14 protein-coding genes and 1 tRNA gene are annotated in these 17701 nt (G+C 67.6%); 10 read left to right on the forward strand and 5 right to left on the reverse strand.

The window, feature by feature from the left end; translation table 11 throughout:
- Positions 1-22: 22 nt before the first annotated feature.
- From ACT3UE_RS14410 to ACT3UE_RS14435, 6 genes are all read left to right on the forward strand, one after another.
- Positions 23-298 carry a DUF6457 domain-containing protein gene (locus ACT3UE_RS14410; protein WP_444555431.1) on the forward strand — a complete coding sequence of 92 codons (276 nt, stop codon included), beginning with the start codon at positions 23-25 and terminating at the stop codon, positions 296-298.
- Positions 298-1545 carry a molybdopterin molybdotransferase MoeA gene (locus ACT3UE_RS14415; protein ID WP_444555432.1) on the forward strand — a complete coding sequence of 416 codons (1248 nt, stop codon included), beginning with the start codon at positions 298-300 and terminating at the stop codon, positions 1543-1545. The genes ACT3UE_RS14410 and ACT3UE_RS14415 overlap by 1 nt, the downstream gene beginning before the upstream one ends.
- Positions 1546-1606: 61 nt before the next feature.
- Positions 1607-2497, forward strand: coding sequence for a formate dehydrogenase accessory sulfurtransferase FdhD (gene fdhD, locus ACT3UE_RS14420; RefSeq protein WP_444555433.1), 891 nt, complete (start codon positions 1607-1609; stop codon positions 2495-2497).
- 10 nt (positions 2498-2507) lie between these two features.
- Positions 2508-4865 carry an FdhF/YdeP family oxidoreductase gene (locus ACT3UE_RS14425; protein ID WP_444555434.1) on the forward strand — a complete coding sequence of 786 codons (2358 nt, stop codon included), beginning with the start codon at positions 2508-2510 and terminating at the stop codon, positions 4863-4865.
- A 74-nt stretch (positions 4866-4939) separates the two neighbouring features.
- Positions 4940-6823: an ABC transporter ATP-binding protein gene (locus tag ACT3UE_RS14430; protein ID WP_444555435.1), complete on the forward strand. Its 1884-nt coding sequence runs from the start codon at positions 4940-4942 to the stop codon at positions 6821-6823.
- A gap of 231 nt (positions 6824-7054) precedes the next feature.
- Positions 7055-8284: an ROK family protein gene (locus ACT3UE_RS14435; RefSeq protein ID WP_444555436.1), complete on the forward strand. Its 1230-nt coding sequence runs from the start codon at positions 7055-7057 to the stop codon at positions 8282-8284.
- 354 nt (positions 8285-8638) lie between these two features.
- On the opposite strand, the gene ACT3UE_RS14440 is transcribed toward ACT3UE_RS14435, so the two are convergent.
- A tRNA-Arg gene (locus ACT3UE_RS14440) sits at positions 8639-8712 on the reverse strand.
- Positions 8713-8806: 94 nt separating this feature from the next.
- On the reverse strand, positions 8807-9526 hold the full coding sequence (locus ACT3UE_RS14445; protein ID WP_444555437.1) for a hypothetical protein: 720 nt from the start codon (positions 9524-9526) through the stop codon (positions 8807-8809).
- 65 nt (positions 9527-9591) lie between these two features.
- Here ACT3UE_RS14445 and pcrA point away from each other — a divergent pair, with 65 nt between their 5' ends.
- A complete protein-coding gene (gene pcrA / locus ACT3UE_RS14450) occupies positions 9592-12012 on the forward strand; it encodes a DNA helicase PcrA (protein ID WP_444555438.1) in 2421 nt (806 codons plus the stop codon).
- A 28-nt stretch (positions 12013-12040) separates the two neighbouring features.
- Here pcrA and ACT3UE_RS14455 read toward each other — a convergent pair whose 3' ends face one another.
- On the reverse strand, positions 12041-12682 hold the full coding sequence (locus ACT3UE_RS14455; protein WP_444555439.1) for a class I SAM-dependent methyltransferase: 642 nt from the start codon (positions 12680-12682) through the stop codon (positions 12041-12043).
- A gap of 223 nt (positions 12683-12905) precedes the next feature.
- Here ACT3UE_RS14455 and sucC point away from each other — a divergent pair, with 223 nt between their 5' ends.
- Both sucC and sucD read left to right on the forward strand, forming a co-directional pair.
- Positions 12906-14072 carry an ADP-forming succinate--CoA ligase subunit beta gene (gene sucC, locus ACT3UE_RS14460; protein WP_444555440.1) on the forward strand — a complete coding sequence of 389 codons (1167 nt, stop codon included), beginning with the start codon at positions 12906-12908 and terminating at the stop codon, positions 14070-14072.
- Positions 14073-14091: 19 nt separating this feature from the next.
- Positions 14092-15012: a succinate--CoA ligase subunit alpha gene (gene sucD / locus ACT3UE_RS14465; RefSeq protein WP_444555441.1), complete on the forward strand. Its 921-nt coding sequence runs from the start codon at positions 14092-14094 to the stop codon at positions 15010-15012.
- A gap of 133 nt (positions 15013-15145) precedes the next feature.
- Here the strand turns inward: sucD and ACT3UE_RS14470 are convergent, their stop codons facing one another.
- Positions 15146-15802 (reverse strand): pyridoxine/pyridoxamine 5'-phosphate oxidase, encoded by a 657-nt coding sequence (locus ACT3UE_RS14470; protein ID WP_444555442.1) that lies wholly within the window; start codon positions 15800-15802, stop codon positions 15146-15148.
- 126 nt (positions 15803-15928) lie between these two features.
- Here ACT3UE_RS14470 and ACT3UE_RS14475 point away from each other — a divergent pair, with 126 nt between their 5' ends.
- On the forward strand, positions 15929-16984 hold the full coding sequence (locus tag ACT3UE_RS14475) for a zinc-binding dehydrogenase (RefSeq protein ID WP_444555443.1): 1056 nt from the start codon (positions 15929-15931) through the stop codon (positions 16982-16984).
- Between the two features lie 45 nt (positions 16985-17029).
- On the opposite strand, the gene ACT3UE_RS14480 is transcribed toward ACT3UE_RS14475, so the two are convergent.
- Positions 17030-17365, reverse strand: coding sequence for a hypothetical protein (locus ACT3UE_RS14480; protein WP_444555444.1), 336 nt, complete (start codon positions 17363-17365; stop codon positions 17030-17032).
- Positions 17366-17701 lie beyond the last annotated feature (336 nt).

Genomic DNA, 17701 nt, shown 5'->3' on the forward strand with positions numbered 1-17701 from the left:
CCCGCTGCAACAGGAGGTATGGATGTCCGAGATGCCCGAGCTGGATGAATGGGTCACCGAACTGCTGAAGGGACTCGAGATCCCCGAGGCCCCCGTGGACATCGACGCCATCCTGGGCATGGCAGGAGTCGCCGCGCATTCGATCATTCGTCCGGCCGCGCCCGTGACCACCTACGTCGCAGGTTTTGCCGCCGGGTTGGCGGCCGGAGCCGGCATGGCTGATGACAAGGCCTCCATGCAGGGGGCCACGCAGCGGGTCAACGAACTGCTGGCACGGCGCAGCGGCTCCGAGCAATAGTGCCAGAAGCAGACTGGCACCAGGCGCGACGCCTGGCCTACGAGGCCGGAAGCGCGCTGGCGGCGGCCCGTAGGGAGCCCGAACTGGTCCCTCTGGCCCGGGCTGCCGGGAGGGTCCTGGCGCAGGATATCCACTCCCTGCACACCATGCCCCACTATGCCTCCTCGGCGATGGATGGTTGGGCCGTGGCGGGGGAAGGTCCCTGGCAGGTGGAACGGCCCCGGGAGGATTCCGGGGACGACGCCGAACAACCGCGGCCCCACGCAGGCGCCGGCAGCACGCCGTCGCCGCTGGAACCGGGCCGGGCCCGGGCCATCGTGACCGGGGAGTCTGTGCCCGAGGGGGCGACGGCGGTGCTCCGGCAGGAAGCAAGCGAGCTGGAGGCGGCCACCGGAACACTCTCCACCCCCGACGCCCCCGCCGCGGGGGCCGATATCCGCCCGGCGGGCCGCGAGGCCGCCGAAGGGGAATTGCTCCTTCGTGCCGGCACCCGTCTGACGCCGGGGCGCATCGCGGTGGTCGCCGTCGGAGGACATGACCAGCTGCCGGTCGCCTCGACGGTGCGGATCCGTCTGCTGCTCACCGGCGACGAGGTGGTCACCGCGGGCATTCCGGCCCCGGGACAGGTCAGGGACACCTTCGGTCCGGTGCTTCCGGGGTGCATCGAGGCCCTCGGCGGGGTCGTGGCGGACGTGCTGCGGATCGGGGACGACGCCCCGGCGACCCGGGACGCACTGGACTCCGACTCCGCCCGGGGCGCCGATGTGGTGCTCAGCACCGGGGGGACCGGGCATTCGCCCGCCGACCATGTGCGTCCGGTGGCCGAGGAACTCGGGGGAACCTCGATCGTGGGTTCGGTGGCGATGCGGCCGGGGCACCCGGCCCTGCTGCGGGGCCTGCCCGGCGGACGGCTCCTGGTGGGACTGCCGGGCAACCCCCTGGCGGCCTTCATGGCCGTGGTGACCTTGCTGGAACCCCTGCTCCAAGGAGCCAACGGCCAACCGCCGTCGGCGCCGGTGGCCGTGCGGACCGGGGAGGCGGTCCGGGGGGCCGGGCACTCCCACCGGCTCCTGCCAGCCCGATGGACGGATCCGGTGGCCCGGCAGCAGCTGGTGGCCTCCGAACACACCGGCTCGGCCATGATGCGTGGCCTGGCCCAGGCCGACGTCGTCATGGTCGTCCCCCCGGAGGGAGTGGCGGCCGGAGGAGAGCTCACCTACCTGGAACTGCCATGGTACGGTCGGTGAAAGAATCCGCCGTGGAACCCCTGTGGTCCGAGATCGGCGGCGCGAAGAAGGAGGCCAACGGGTGGGCAGACTGACCCGGCGGCGCCGTGTCGTCCACTATTCCTCGGAGACCGGCTCCCGTGTCCGCGAAGAGACGATCGCCGCTGAGGAACCGTTGGAGATCCGATTGGGCCGGCGCGTCTTCAGCATCACCATGCGCACCCCCGGCAACGACTTCGACCTGGTGGCCGGCTTCCTGGTCAGCGAGGGAATCATCGGCGGCCCGGAGGAATTGAGCAGCATGCGGTTCTGCGCCGGCGAGGACGAGGACGGCCGCCAGACCTTCAACGTCGTCGAAGCAGGCCTGGGCGAAGGCGCCATCATCCCCGACCCGTCCCTGGACCGGCATATCTTCACGTCCTCCTCCTGCGGGATCTGTGGCACGGCCTCCATCGACGCGGTCGCCAAGACCAGCCGGTTCACCGTGGCCCCGTCCAGCGGAGTCATCGGCGTCGGAACCCTCCTCGGACTCTCCACGACCCTGCGCTCGAGCCAGGAACTCTTCGGCAAGACCGGCGGGGTCCACGCGGCAGGACTGTTCGACACGGACGGGAACCTGCTGTGCCTGCGCGAGGACGTCGGACGGCACAACGCCGTGGACAAGGTCGTCGGCTGGGCCCTGCGGGAAGGCAGGCTGCCGCTGCGCGACACCGTCCTGCAGGTCTCTGGCCGGGCCTCCTTCGAACTGGTGCAGAAGGCCTACCTCGCCGGCATCCCCGTGCTCTGCGCCGTCTCGGCGCCCTCGTCACTGGCCGTGGAACTCGCCGAGCGGGCCGGACTGACCGTTGCGGCCTTCGCCCGCGGAAGCAGCGTGAACCTCTATACCCACCCGGAGCGGATCGACACCGACGACTCCGTGGACCACCAGGCGCCGGCGCCCCACGCCCCGGCCGCCCCGGACAACAGGAAGTAGGACGGTCGACGTGAAGCGCTCGGCTCCTGAACAGGACATCAATGAGGATGCGCTGGAAGTCGGCGCCCCGAAGACGACGGCGGCCGGGGTCAAGGCGGTCATGGTCGCCTTGGACCGCGGATATTCCCAGGCCGGGGTCAGCCGGACGCTGCGCTCGATGCTGCGGGTGAACCAGCGCGGAGGGGTCGACTGCCCCGGCTGCGCCTGGCCCGAATCGATCACCGGGGCCCGTAAGCCCGCCGAATTCTGTGAAAACGGGGCCAAGGCCCTCGCCGAGGAGAGCACCACCCGGACGGCCGACGCCGCCTGGTGGGCCGAACACTCCATCGAGGACCTGGGCGACAAGACCGAGTACTGGCTGGGAAACCAGGGCCGGATCACCGAACCGATGATGATCCGTGAAGGGGAGAGCCACTACCGGCCCGTCTCCTGGTCGCAGGCCTTCGCCACCGTGGGCGAGCACATCAACGCCACGACCGCCGACCGCTGCGTCTTCTACACGTCGGGACGCACCGCGAACGAGACGGCGTTCATGTACCAGCTCTTCGCCCGCAGCATCGGGACGAACAACCTGCCCGACTGTTCGAACATGTGCCACGAGTCCTCCGGCACCGCGCTGAGCCCGACCATCGGCATCGGCAAGGGGACGGTATCGCTGGAGGACTTCGAACATTCCGAGCTGATCTTCGTCATCGGGCAGAACCCCGGGACCAACCATCCGCGCATGCTTTCGGCATTGGCCGACGCCCGCAAACGCGGGGCCAAGGTCGTCGCCGTGAACCCGCTGCCCGAGGCCGGCCTGCTCAACTTCCGCGACCCGCAAACCGTCGACGGCCTGGTCCGGGGCGGGACCCGGATCGCCGATGAATTCCTGCAGATCAAGGTCGGCGGGGACCTGGCCCTGTTCCAGGCGTTCGGTCACCTGCTCCTGGCGGAGGAGGCCCGTCACCCGGGCAGCATCGTGGACCGCGAATTCGTCGAGTCCCAGACCAATGGTTTCGACGCCTATGCCGCGGCCCGGGCCACGATCGATTGGGAAGCCACCGAGGAAGCCACCGGACTCTCCCGCCAGGAGATCTCGACGGTCGCCTCGATGCTGGCCAAATCCAAGGGAACCATCATCTGCTGGGCCCTGGGACTGACCCAGCAGCCGCATTCCGTGGACACCCTGAAGGAACTGATCAACGTCCTGCTGCTGCAGGGGAACTTCGGCAAGCCGGGGGCCGGCGCCTGCCCGGTCCGCGGTCACTCCAACGTCCAGGGGGACCGCACCATGGGGGTGTGGGAGAAACCGAAGGAGGACTTCCTGGCCGCCCTGGATGCGGAATTCAGCATCACCACCCCCCGCGAGCACGGCTACGACTCCACCGACACGGTCGAGGCCTTCGAGAACGACGACGTCGATGTCTTCGTGTCCATGGGCGGGAACTTCTCGCTGGCCTGCTCCGATACCGAAGCACTCGAGGCCGGGATGCGCCGGGCCGGATTGACCGTGCACATCTCCACCAAACCCAACCGCTCCCACGTCGTCCACGGCAGGACGTCATTGATCCTGCCCACGCTGGGGCGCACCGATCGCGACGATAAGCACCCCACCGGCCCGCAGTTCCTTTCGGTGGAGGACTCCATGTCCGTCGTGCACACCACCCAGGGCCGGCTCGCCCCGATGTCCCGGCACCTGCTGGCCGAACCGGTCATCGTCGCCCGCATGGCCGCGGCGACGCTGGGGGAGGACCATGCGGTCAACTGGCGGACCATGGCCCAGGACTACGACGTCATTCGCGATCACATCGCCGCCGTCTGCCCGGGCTTCGAGGACTTCAACCGGAGGGTGCGCACCCGCAACGGATTCGTCCTGCCGAACCCGCCGCGTGATACCCGGACCTTCGCCACCGACATCGGCAAGGCCCGCTTCACGGTCAGCCCCTTGGAATACCTTTCGGCTCCCGAGGGGCACCTGATCCTGCAGACGCTGCGCAGCCACGACCAGTACAACACCACGTTCTACGGTCTGGACGACCGCTACCGCGGGATCTCCAACGGGCGTCGGGTCATCCTGGTCCACCCGGAGGACCTGGCCGAGCTCGGATTCACGGACCGCGACCTGGTGGATGTGATCTCCACGTTCGGCGGAACCCAGCGCCGAGCCAACCGGTTCCGGCTCGTGGCCTACCCCACGGCCCGCGGCTGCGCGGCCGCCTACTTCCCGGAAGCCAATGCCCTGGTCCACCGGGGACTGGTCGCCAGGGAGTCGAACACCCCCGGCTATAAGGCCATGACCGTCGGGTTCGTTCCGCATACCGAAGAACCCAGCCGGACCTTCGACGAACGCGAGCGTCCCGCCCGCCGGCCGGAACCGGCAGCCTAGGGGTGCCCCGCCGCGGGTAGCATGGGGGCGCGTCCCGGCAACGTGCCGGGACGTCGTGATGGAAGGACCCCGCCGTGAGCATGGACCAGGCAGCCTGGAGCTCCCTGCATAAGATGTCCTCGGGAAAAACCGGGCGGCAGTTCGCCCCCGGGACCGTGCGTCGGATCATTGATTTCGCCCGCGGCTACGGGCGCCGGTTGAGCCTGTTCGTCATCCTGTCGGCCGTCGCCGCGGTCCTGGCCGTGGCGACCCCAGTGCTGGCCGGCAAGGTCATCGACGCCATCGTCGCCGACGGGCCGTTGTCCACCATCGTGCGGCTGGCCTTGTTGATCGCGGCCGTGGCCATCGCCGAAGCCGGCGTCTCGCTGTGGAACCGTTGGCTCTCCTCCAGCCTCGGTGAACAAGTCATCTACGATCTGCGCACCACCGTTTACGAACACGTGCAGAAGATGCCCATCGCCTTCTTCACCAGGACCCGGACCGGGGCCCTGGTCAGCCGGCTGAACAACGACGTCATCGGTGCCCAGCAGGCCTTCGCCGGAACCCTCTCCGGGGTCGTCAGCAACGTCGTGGCCCTCATCCTCACCGCGGGGGTGATGGTCAGCTACTCCTGGCAACTGACCCTGATCGCGGTGCTGATGCTGCCGATCTTCCTGATCCCCGCCCGACGCATGGGGGCCACCGTGGCCCGCCTGCGCCGCGAGGCCGCGGACTACAACGCGGATATGGGCACGCAGATGACCGAACGCTTCTCGGCGCCGGGGGCCACGCTGGTCAAGCTCTTCGGCCGACCCGAGGTCGAGGCGCAGGCCTTCGCCGAACGCACCGCCAGGGTCCGCGACATCGGGGTGAAGACCGCCATGCGCCAGTTCTTCTTCGTGACCTCGCTGACCCTGGTCACGGCCCTGACCCTGGCACTGGTCTACGGGCTCGGCGGTGCCTTCGCCCTCGAGGGCCGGCTGAAGGCCGGTGACGTGGTGACCCTGGCGTTGCTGCTGACACGCCTGTACGCGCCGCTGACGGGGCTGGCCAATGCCCGGGTGGAGGTGATGAGCGCGCTGGTCTCCTTCGACCGGGTCTTTGAGATCCTGGACCTGAAACCGCTGTTGACCGAGAGCCCCGAGGCCACCGACGTTCCCGCCGGGCCGGTATCGGTGCGCTTCCGCGACGTGCGCTTCGGCTACCCCAGCGCCGAGAAGGTCTCCCTGGCCTCGCTCGAGGACGTGTCCGTGCTGGACAGCCGAGGTGGCCAGGAGGTCCTGCATGGCATCGACTTCGAGGTCCCCGCAGGGCAGACCTACGCGCTGGTCGGTTCCTCGGGTGCGGGAAAATCGACCATCGCGCAATTGTTGGCCCGGCTGTACGACGTCGATCAGGGTTCCGTGGAGTTCTCCGGACTCGATGTCCGCGAGGCCCGCTTCGCCTCGATGCGGGCCACCATAGGCATGGTGACCCAGGACGGCCACCTCTTCCACGACACCATCGCGGCGAACCTGCGCATGGCCCATCCGGAGGCCTCCGACGAGGCTCTGTGGGATGCCCTGCGGCGGGCCCGGCTCGACGACCTGATCCGGACACTGCCCGACGGGCTGGACACGATGGTGGGCGAACGCGGCTATCGGCTCTCCGGGGGCGAACGCCAACGCCTGACCATTGCCCGCCTGCTGCTTGGCGCCCCGCGGGTCGTGCTGCTGGACGAGGCCACGGCGGCCCTGGATTCGACCAGCGAGGCAGCGGTCCAGGCTGCGCTGGGGGAGGCCCTGGCCGGTCGGACGGCCGTGGTCATCGCCCACCGGCTCTCCACGATCCGCACCGCCGATGCCATCCTCGTGGTCGAGGGAGGTCGGATCGTCGAACGCGGAAGCCATGCCGAACTGCTCGCCGTCGGTGGACGGTATGCCGAGCTCTACCGGACCCAGTTCGCCTCCACGGGCCCCGAAGCGGCCCCGGGGCAGTGAGCGGCGGCCCACCGCAACGCGCCCCGGCGTCCCGGCCCGGAGAAACGGCTTCCACCGGCTGAACAGGGCCGGGTTTGGGGGCTTTGGCCATGGCGCTCGGCCATGGGGACTGGTCGTATATGTAGAATCAAGGACCATGTGCTCCTCAGGAGCACGGTCTGGGTGGCGTTGCTTGGGAGAGACACGCCACGATCAACAATCATCCGTGGTACGAAATGATCTGGAGATTACATGCAGCGCGGCACCAACCTTGGGCGCCTAGGCGACTTCAACCAAGCGGTTATCTTTGAATCGATCCGGCGGGCGCTCGACGGAGTTAGTCGGGTCGAATTGGCGGGATCCACCGGTTTGTCGCCCCAAACGATCTCCAACGTCGTCCGTCGCCTGCTCGATGAGGGGCTGGTTCGTGAGGACCGCACCATCGTCTCCGGTCCGGGGAAGCCGCGGACCGTGCTGGAACTCGAAGTCAACCGCCAGCTCGCGGTCGGCATCCACCTGGACCCGGCCGGGATCACCCAGGTGATGCTGAACCTGCGCGGCGAAGTGCTCCATTCCAAGCGGTACTTCACCCCGGCCGTGGTGGATCCTGAATCCACCGTGGACCAGATGGCCGAGGCCGTCGAGGAATTGATCAAGGAATCCGGGCAGCCCCGGGACCGCGTCGTCGGGGTCGGCGTCGTCGTCCCCGGACCGATGGATCTGGAGGGTGGACACGTCACGGCGCCGCCGCTGCTCGATGGCTGGACCAAGGTCGAGTTCGTCAAGCCGTTGGCTGCCAAGCTGGGGCTGAACGTCATCTTGGAAAAGGACACGATCGCGGCGTCCATCGCCGAGGTCTGGAACGGCAAGAACCCCGAGGACGAGCAGGACTTCGTGTTCGTCTACGTCGGGGCGGGCATCGGCGTGGGCATGGTCATCAACGGGGAGATCGTCCGTGGGGTGAGCAATAACGCGGGGGAGATCGGCCACTTCTCGGTCGGTGAGGAGACCGGGCTCTGCGCCTGCGGTCGCAAGGACTGCCTGGCCGGGGCGACCTCCTTCGAGAACCTCGACAACAAGGCCACCAAGGCGGGGCTGGACCTGGGCATCCCGGAGAACGCCGATGTCGCCGGACGGGCCGAAGGGATGATGAAGCTGGCCGAACTGGCGGACGAAGGCAACGAGGTCGCCATCGGACTACTGCGCGACTTCGCAGGCCGGACCGCCGATATGGTCGCCCAGCTGATCAACGCCCTCGACGTCGACAAGGTCATCTACGGCGGACCCTACTGGCCGCTGATTAGCGACCACGTCCTGTCCGGGGCCGCCGAGATTATCAACCAGCGCTTCAACGCTAAGGACGTCCATTCGATCAGCGTCGTCGATTCCGAGCTGGGCCCGGAGGTCGCCGCCATCGGCGGCGGCTGCGCCATCCTCGACGCCAGCCTGTCGCCCAAGGCCAGCGTCCTGCTCCTGAACTGAGCCTCGACGGCAAGATATGACGCCACGGGCGTCATCGGTGAAAACCGGTGGCGCCCGTTGTCATAACGGGTTGGTTTCGAAGGTTGACATTCTAAGTCCAGTGGAATTAGATATAAGTGTCAGTGCTGCAGCCACCAAGTTGCCCATCGACACGGCAATGCGAGTCTCAACGGCTTCCGTGCCTGGTGGGGGAACGGCAGGTTGGCGGCTACGGGGAACAGGGCTGACATGGGTGCCGACCGGCACCGTTGATGTTTTTAAGGGAGCCATCAGCCATACGCCGGTCGGCACCAATATTTGTTTAATGGGTGCCTTCGTCCGGTGGCCCGGGGTGCCGGACGCGGGGGAACAGGGTGCCCCTGACCGGAATCGAACCGGTGGCCTACCCTTTAGGAGAGGGTCGCTCTATCCGACTGAGCTACAGGGACCAATCGCCGTGGGGCTGAGCCCGGGCGAACAGCAACCATCCTAGCGGCAGAATCCGGTCACACCGAAAACGACTCCGGTCGGGTCCGCCCCGGCTCAGGACAGTCCGGCCTCGCCCCACCTGCGTCGGAACGTGCGCACGAACGAGGCGATGACCACCGCCAGGGCGGTCGCCACCGTGGCGAAGAGCAGGATCCAGCCGGTGATGGTCAACGCCGAGGCCAGGCCCACCCGGTCCGGATCGGTGGTTCCGGCGAGCAGCCCGTCGATCATCGGGTTGGTCCACAGGGAGACGATCGCGAACAGCAGCGGGATCGCCCACAAGCCCCAGCGCAGCCCCCGCCGCGGCACATGCAGGGCAATGGCCAGCATCGCCACCAGGGCGGTGAAGAGCGGGAACAACGTGCCCGCCGTCTTATGCACGTAGGACAGTTGGCCCAGGGCATCGTCGTCCATGACCGTTTGGAGTTTCCGGATGTAGTCCGCGTCGAAGCCGCCGAGCAGCTGATCGGGCATCGCCAGGCCCCCGGAGAGGTCCTGCATCTGGTTCAAGACCAGCAGGTGATAGTACCAGAAGAGCAGGAGGACGGCGCCGAGCCCCGCCCAGAGGATCAGGTTGCCGTTGCCCTGGGCCTGTTCCGGGGTCCTGCCGGTGGTGGTGTTGGCCAGGGCGCTGCCCGGCCGCGGGGGCACACTGCCCGGAGACTGGCGGGGCGGACCGCCCGCACCGCTTTTCGCCGGCGATCCCGGGTTCCCCGTGGCCTGGTTCTTCTGCTGGCGGGACTTCTTGCGGCGCTGTGCGGGCTTCTTGGACATGGCGCCATTATGCCGGGACGGGGGCCGGGGCGGGAAAACGCCGGCAACCGTAGACTGGGGGGACCATGGATTTTCTCTTCGACGACTTTTCCGAGGCGCGCTCGCGCCTGAGTGCAAACGACGCCGGCGCCTCCGGGCCCCCGCAGGCCGCCGAACTGCTGGAGGGGCTGAACCCGGAGCAGGAACGGGCGGTGAAGCATGCGGGCAGCCCGCTGCTGATCGTCGCCGGTGCCGGCTCGGGCAAGACCCGGGTGCTTTCCCACCGCATCGCCTACCTGCTGGCCACGGGCAGGGCCCGCCCGCATGAGATCCTGGCGATCACCTTCACCAACAAGGCCGCCGCCGAAATGCGTGAACGTATCGGGGAGCTGGTGGGGGAACCGGCGCAGAAGATGTGGATCTCCACGTTCCACTCCTCCTGCGTGAGGATCCTGCGTCGCGAGGCCACCTCGGTGGGACTGAAATCCAACTTCTCGATCTACGATGCCGCCGATTCCCTGCGGCTGATCACGCTGATCGCCAAGGGGCTGGACCTGGACCCGAAGAAGTTCGCGCCCAAGGCGATGCAACACCGGATCTCGGCGTTGAAGAACGAACTGATCGACGACGAGGAGAATGCCTCCACCACGAACATGAACGACCCGTTCGCCGCGGCCGTCTCGGAGGTCTACCGCGGGTACACGCAGCGGCTGCGCCAGGCCAACGCCATGGACTTCGATGACCTCATCGGCCAGGTCGTGAACATCTTCCGGGCCTTTCCCGGCATTGCCGACAACTACCGGCGGCGGTTCCGTCATGTGCTGGTCGACGAGTACCAGGACACCAACCACGCGCAGTACTCGCTGGTGCGCGAACTCACCGGCCCCGACGGGCAGACCCCGGGCGGGGAATTGACCGTGGTGGGTGACTCCGACCAGTCCATCTACGCCTTCCGTGGTGCCGATATCCGCAATATCGTCGAATTCGGCAAGGACTACCCGGAAGCCGAGACGATCAAGCTCGAACAGAACTACCGGTCCACCCAGACCATCCTCAACGCAGCCAACGCGGTGATCTCGCTCAATGAGGATCGCCCCGAGAAGAGGTTGTGGACCGCCGAGGGGGAGGGCCCGCGGATCGTGGGCTACGTGGGCGAATCGGAACAGGACGAGGCCCGGTGGATCGCCCGGGAGATCCTGCGGCTCAACGACGAGGAGGGCATCCGCCCCGGGGACGTGGCCGTGTTCTACCGCACCAACGCCCAATCGCGCTCGCTGGAGGAACAGCTGATGCGGGTGGACCTGAAATACAAGGTCGTCGGCGGCACGCGGTTCTATGACCGCAAGGAGATCAAGGACGCGTTGGCCTACCTGCGGGTGCTGGCCAACCAGGAGGACGACGTCAACGTCCGGCGCGTCCTGAATGTGCCCAAACGCGGGATCGGCGACCGGGCCGAATATGCGGTGGCGGCCCTGGGGGAGAAGGAGCGCATCCCCTTCATGGAGGCCCTGCGCCGCGCCGATGAGGCTCCCGGGCTGGCCACCCGCAGCACCAAGGCCGTCGCCGGCTTCGTGAAGATCATCGACGACCTCGCGGTGGTCGCCGAAGGCTCCGGGGCGGCTGCCGCGGTGGAGGCCGTACTGGAGCAGACCGGCTACCTGGAGATGCTGCGCAAATCCGATGACCCGCAGGATGAATCACGGGTGGAGAACCTGGCCGAACTGGTCGCCGTGGTCAGGGACTACGAACGGGAGAACCCCGAGGGCACGCTGGGCGGGTTCTTGGAGCAGGTCTCGCTGGTGGCCGACGCCGACTCGATCCCCGATGCCCCCGACGACGACGAGGGCGCGCAGATGGCCGAGCGTGAAGGCATGGTGACCCTGATGACCCTGCATACCGCCAAGGGCCTGGAGTTCCCCACGGTCTTCCTCACGGGCATGGAACACGGCATCTTCCCGCACCAGCGTTCGATGACCGACCCCAAGGAGCTCGCCGAGGAACGCCGGCTGGCCTACGTCGGACTGACCCGGGCCCGTCGCCGGCTCTATGTCACCCGGGCGGAATACCGCAGCCTGTGGGGCCAGTCGCAGTACAACCCGGCCAGCCAGTTCCTGGAGGAGATTCCCAGCCAACTGCTCGATTGGAAACGCGAAGGGGCGATCCGTTCGGCGCCCGGGGCCTTTGGCAGCCGAGACTTCGCCACGAGCCGGTACGACGGCGGATCCTTCTGGGGTGCCGGTACCGGGGGAGGGGGCGGACGTCGCGCCGGGGATATCGAAACCGGCTCGCTACATACCGCGCCCACGGCCCGGGCCGCGGGACGGGTGCAGCCACAGAAGGAAGTCATCCAGCTCTCCGTGGGGGACAAGGTCTCCCACAGCACCTTCGGCGAGGGCGTGGTGCTCGCCTTGGAGGGGGCGGGGGACAAGACCGTGGCGAAGGTGAAGTTCACCGCAGAGGAGAAGCGTCTGCTGCTGCGTTATGCGCCGCTGAGCAAACTCGGCTGATTCGTCTCCGGGCAGGCCTGCCCGGTGCTCAGCGGCGGTGGGCCCGCAGGAAGCCCTGCGGAGAGGATTCATGGTCGCGGGGTGCCCGCTGCAGGTCTTCGTCGATCACGAAGCCCAGGGCGCCCAACCGCGTCACCAGATCGGCGGGGTCGTGCATGTACGCGGTCATCTTCACGTCGCGGCCGTAGGCCCGCCGGATCTCCCGGGGGCCGGAACCCGACTGGAACCCGAGCAACAGGCTCCCTCCGGGGCGCAGGACGCGAAGGAACTGGCCGAATACGGCCCCCAGTTCCTCCGGCGCCGTGTGGATGATCGAATACCAGGCCAGGACCCCTTCGAAGCTGTTCGCCGGATACGGCAACCCCGCCAGCTCGGCGACGGTGAACGATGCGCCCGGATGCCCGCGCCGGGCCTGGTCGATCATTCCCGGCGAGAAGTCGACCCCGGCGAGATCATGGTGTCCGAGGTCCCGGAGATGCCCGAGCAGGCGTCCGGTGCCGCATCCGGCATCCAGTATCGGGCCGTGGTCGGGCACCGCGGCACTGAACCTGCCCAGGACTTCACGATCCGCGGCCGCCTCGGCGGCGGTATCGGGCAGGAGCCGGGCGTAGTCGGCGGCGACCAGATCATAGGCGATGCGGGCGGTCGGTGCCGGACGGGAAGGGGGCATGTCAATCAAAATATCGCAGGCCGGAATGCACGTCCACAACGTGAAAACCCCGGAAAGTCGGCGATCTTTGTCTACGGAGCGTAGAACTGTGCTCTTTCTCACGAAAGCGATAGCCTAGGCAAGGCATCATCCGGCTAGGGGCTAAAGTTCCCTGTGGAGCCATCGGGCCAACATGTGCCGACGCTCCGAGTCAGAAACGACTTCGACGTAGAAGGACACACCCGTGGACCTGTATGAATACCAGGCGCGCGATCTGTTCGAGCAGCACGGTGTCCCCGTGCTTGCCGGCATCGTGGCGTACACCCCTGAAGAAGCCAAGGCCGCCGCTGAGAAAATCGGCGGCGTCGTAGTGGTCAAAGCCCAGGTCAAGGTCGGAGGCCGCGGCAAGGCCGGCGGCGTCAAGGTCGCCAAGACCGCCGACGAGGCGTTCGAATACGCGTCCGCCATCCTCGGGATGGACATCAAGGGCCATACCGTCGACAAGGTCATGATCGCCCAGGGCGCCGACATCGCCGAGGAGTTCTACTTCTCCGTGCTGCTGGACCGGGCCAACCGCAACTACCTGGCCATGTGCTCCGTCGAGGGCGGCGTGGAGATCGAGGTCCTGGCCGTGGAGCGTCCCGACGCCCTGGCCAAGGTCGCCGTCGACCCGGCCGTCGGCATCGATGCCGCCAAGGCCGACGAAATCGTCGCCGAAGCAGGCTTCGCCCCCGAACTGCGCGCCAACGTCGCCGCAGCGATCGTGAAGCTCTGGGACGTCTTCGTCAAGGAAGACGCCACCCTGGTCGAGGTCAACCCGCTGGTCCGCACCGGAGCCGGCGAGATCATCGCCCTCGACGGCAAGGTCACCCTGGACGACAACGCCTCCGAGGTCCGCCACCCGGACCACGAAGCGCTTGAGGACAAGGGGGCAGCGGATCCGCTCGAGGCCAAGGCCAAGGACGCAGGCCTGAACTACGTGAAGCTCGATGGCCAGGTCGGCATCATCGGCAACGGCGCCGGACTGGTCATGTCCACGCTGGACGTCGTCGCCTACGCCGGCGAGAAGCACGCCAACGTCAAGCCCGCCAACTTCCTGGACATCGGCGGTGGCGCCTCGGCCGAGGTCATGGCCGCCGGCCTGGACGTCATCCTCAACGACGAGCAGGTCAAGTCCGTGTTCGTCAACGTCTTCGGCGGCATCACCGCGTGCGACGCAGTGGCCAACGGCATCGTGAAGGCCCTGGAAATGCTGGGAGACAAGGCCACGAAGCCGCTCGTCGTCCGCCTGGACGGCAACAACGTCGAAGAGGGACGCAAGATCCTGGCCGAAGCCAACAACCCGCTCGTGACGCTGGCCACCACCATGGACGAAGGCGCCGACAAGGCCGCCGAACTGGCGAACGCCTAAGGATCAGGGGAAAGAAAACATGTCTATCTTCATCAACAAGGATTCCAAGGTCATCGTCCAGGGCATCACCGGCGGCGAAGGCTCCAAGCACACCGCCCGCATGCTCGCCGCCGGCACCCAGGTCGTCGGCGGCGTGAACGCCCGCAAGGCCGGCACCACCGTCACGCACGGCGAGGTCAGCCTGCCGGTCTATGGCGCGGTCGCCGAAGCCATCGAGGCCACCGGCGCGGACGTTTCGATCGTCTTCGTTCCGCCGAAGTTCACCAAGGACGCCGTCGTGGAGGCCATCGAGGCAGGCATCGGCCTGGTCGTGGTCATCACCGAGGGTGTCCCGGTCCAGGATGCCGCCGAGTTCTGGGCACTGGCCCAGTCCAAGGTCGACGCCAACGGCAACCAGGTCACCCGCATCATCGGCCCGAACTGCCCCGGCATCATCACCCCCGGCGAAGCGCTGGTGGGCATCACCCCGGCGAACATCACCGGCAAGGGCGGGGTGGGCCTGGTCTCCAAGTCCGGCACCCTGACCTACCAGATGATGTACGAACTGCGCGATCTGGGCTTCTCCAGCGCCATCGGCATTGGCGGGGACCCGGTCATCGGGACCACCCACATCGATGCCCTGGCAGCCTTCGAAGCCGACCCGGAGACCAAGGCGATCGTCATGATCGGCGAAATCGGCGGCGACGCCGAGGAGCGTGCTGCCGAGTACATCAAGGCGAACGTCACCAAGCCGGTCGTCGGCTATGTGGCCGGCTTCACCGCCCCGGAGGGCAAGACCATGGGCCACGCAGGCGCCATCGTCTCCGGCTCCTCGGGCACCGCGCAGGCCAAGAAGGAAGCCCTCGAGGCCGCAGGGGTCCAGGTCGGTAAGACCCCGTCCGAGACGGCATCGCTGCTGCGCAAGATCTACCCGGAGCAGGCCGAGGCCTCCAACCTCTAGGCACTCCACAGGCCCCCAAGGGCCATGCACGACGACGGCGGTCGCCAGCTTCCTCACGGAAACCGGCGGCCGCCGTTCTCATGTCGTTTGACGGCCCGGATGTCGTGAGCGCTCCTGGCCGCAAGCCCAGTGATCAGGGCTGGAGACGGTGGTGTTCCCAACTCGAGCCCGAACGCACATACTGCAGCCGCAGGTGGTTGCGATCTTCCTGCCCCTGCCAAAATTCCACGCTCGCCGGAACCAACTGCCAGACCCTCCACGTCTCCGGAACCGTCTCAGGTTCCTCCTCCAGCTGCTGACGGGGCGCCGAAAGGGCCCGGTTGAAACTGCCGGGGTCGGTGAGCTGACTGCTCTGCTGGGCGCTCAACGCCACCGTGCGCGCAGCCGGCCCCCGGGCGAGGAAGTCCCGCCGCGCCGCCGGGGCCGGTACCTGGGCCACGGTGCCCCGCACACGGATACTGCGGATCTGTTCCTTCCAATGGAACGTCAACGCAGCGGCAGGACGGGCACCGAGCTGGACGCCCTTGGTGCTCTGCGCCGACCCGGCGAAGGTCCAGGCACCATCGTCGGTCACCCCCTTGAGGATCAGCACCCGGGCATCGGGGAGCCCGTCGGCATCGACGGTGGACAGGGTCATCGCGTGGGGTTCGGTGACCCCGGCGGCGATGGCTGCGGCGAACCAGTCGACAAAAAGGTCCTGCGGGTGTTCGGGGGCGTGGTCCGGGGTGAACGGGGCAGGGGCTCCGACCAATGATCCGACCGAGGCCAGTAGTTCGGGCAGAGTTCTCATGGTCGAACCCTGTCAGGCGGGGAGCCCGGACCACAAGAAGGTGACGGGCGCCGGGGCGGCGGACGGCCCCGGATAGTTCTAGGCTGGAGGCCTACCGTCACCATCCAGTATCCAGGAGTCTTCAGCATGCGCGCCACCATGATCCATGCAGCCCACGACATCCGCGTCGAGGACCGGCCGGAGCCGGTCCTCCAACACCCCACCGACGCCATCGTCCAGGTGGCCGCCGCCTGCGTCTGCGGTTCCGACCTCTGGCCCTACCGTGGGGTCCGCGAGACGAGCGAGCCGCATCCGATCGGACACGAGTTCGTGGGTACGGTGACCGAGGTGGGATCTGCCGTCACGACCCTGGCCGTGGGCGACTTCGTCATCGCCCCCTGGGCCAATAGCTGTGGGGAATGCGCCGATTGCCTCAATGGAGTCCAGGTGGCGTGTGCGCACCGGGCCATCTGGGGTGCCACGGATGAACAAGGCCTCGAGGTCGACGGCGGCCAGGGGGAGGCCGTCAGGGTGCCCAACGCCGACGGGACGCTGGTCATCGTCCCCGGTGTCAGTGAACCCGATGAAGCGCTGCTCAAGTCGCTGCTGTCCCTCTCCGACGTCATGGGCACCGGCCACCATGCGGCGCTGGGGGCCCAAGTGGGGCCGGGGCACAGCGTGGTGGTCGTCGGTGACGGCGCCGTCGGGCTCAGCGGTGTCCTCGCCGCCCGCCGAATGGGCGCCACCCGCATCATCGCCATGTCCCGCCATGCCGACCGTGCGGAGGTCGCGCGCCAGCTGGGGGCCACCGATATCGTCGAGGAACGGGGCAAGGACGCCGCGGCGAAGGTCTCCGAACTCCTCGGAGGCGTTCTGGCCGATTCGGTCCTGGAATGCGTGGGAACCGCCGAATCAATGGACCAGGCGTTGCGCTGCACCCGGGCCGGCGGCGCCCTGGGGTTCGTGGGGGTTCCTGCCGGAGGCGCCGAACTGCCCATCGGGGTGCTCTTCTCCAAGAACATCACCGTTGCCGGCGGTGCCGCCTCCACCCGGAACTACATCCCCGAACTGCTCGAGGACGTCCTGGCCGGGACCATCAACCCCGGTCTGGTCTTCGACGCGGTGATGCCGTTGGAGGAGGCGGCCGAAGCCTACCGGGCCATGGACGAACGCCGGTCGATCAAGGTCATGCTCACCCCCTGACCCAACCTCCTTCCGCGCCCTGATCCCCTGGCCGCTGGTCTCGGATCAGGGCTGGGCGGCCGAAGGTGCCGCGTGGAGATGGAAGAAGGAACGGCCCGCCCGCTCATGGCCGCCGGGGACCAACAGCACCTTGAGTTGTTCGTTGAACTGGACCCCGGTTCGCTGGCCGTCCGTGATCGCTTCCCGCGGCGGTGAGAGGGCTTCCCTGAGGCTGGTGAAGTCGTCACTGAGGAGGAGGTAACCGCGATCCCGGGTGTCGATGCGCACCGTCCCGTTTCCGAGGACGACGACGGCGTCGACCCAGTCCCCGCTGAAACGCGGGGCAGCATGAGCGGGTGGGGCGGCGGGAGCGTGGGAATGATGGCGCAATAAGGTGGGCATGGTCTGCCTTTCGGATCGTCCTTGCCCCTGGCGGCTACCGGGGGCCGCTTCGTCATCCGAACCACCCGACGAACAATCCGTTCGCGGCATTCCTGCCGCTCACAGTGGGGTTGGTGCATGGCCAGTCGGAGCTGTCCGTCGACCGTCCCTGGGGGAGCGGCAGGCGGGGCCATGTCTCGTGAAGCTGATATCAGCCTAGTCGGGAGACCCGACACTTTGTAGGGATGACCCGTCGTCGTTCATCCGAGGCAACACGGAGCAACAAGAGCATCGGGACAGTCGACATCCTGGAGCATCGTTGGATCAGAGGAGCATTCGCTGCCGAACCTGACGGTC

Origin of the sequence: Arthrobacter sp. 179, assembly GCF_052379645.1 — a bacterium.
In the GTDB taxonomy this organism is placed as follows: Bacteria; Actinomycetota; Actinomycetes; order Actinomycetales; family Micrococcaceae; genus Arthrobacter_H.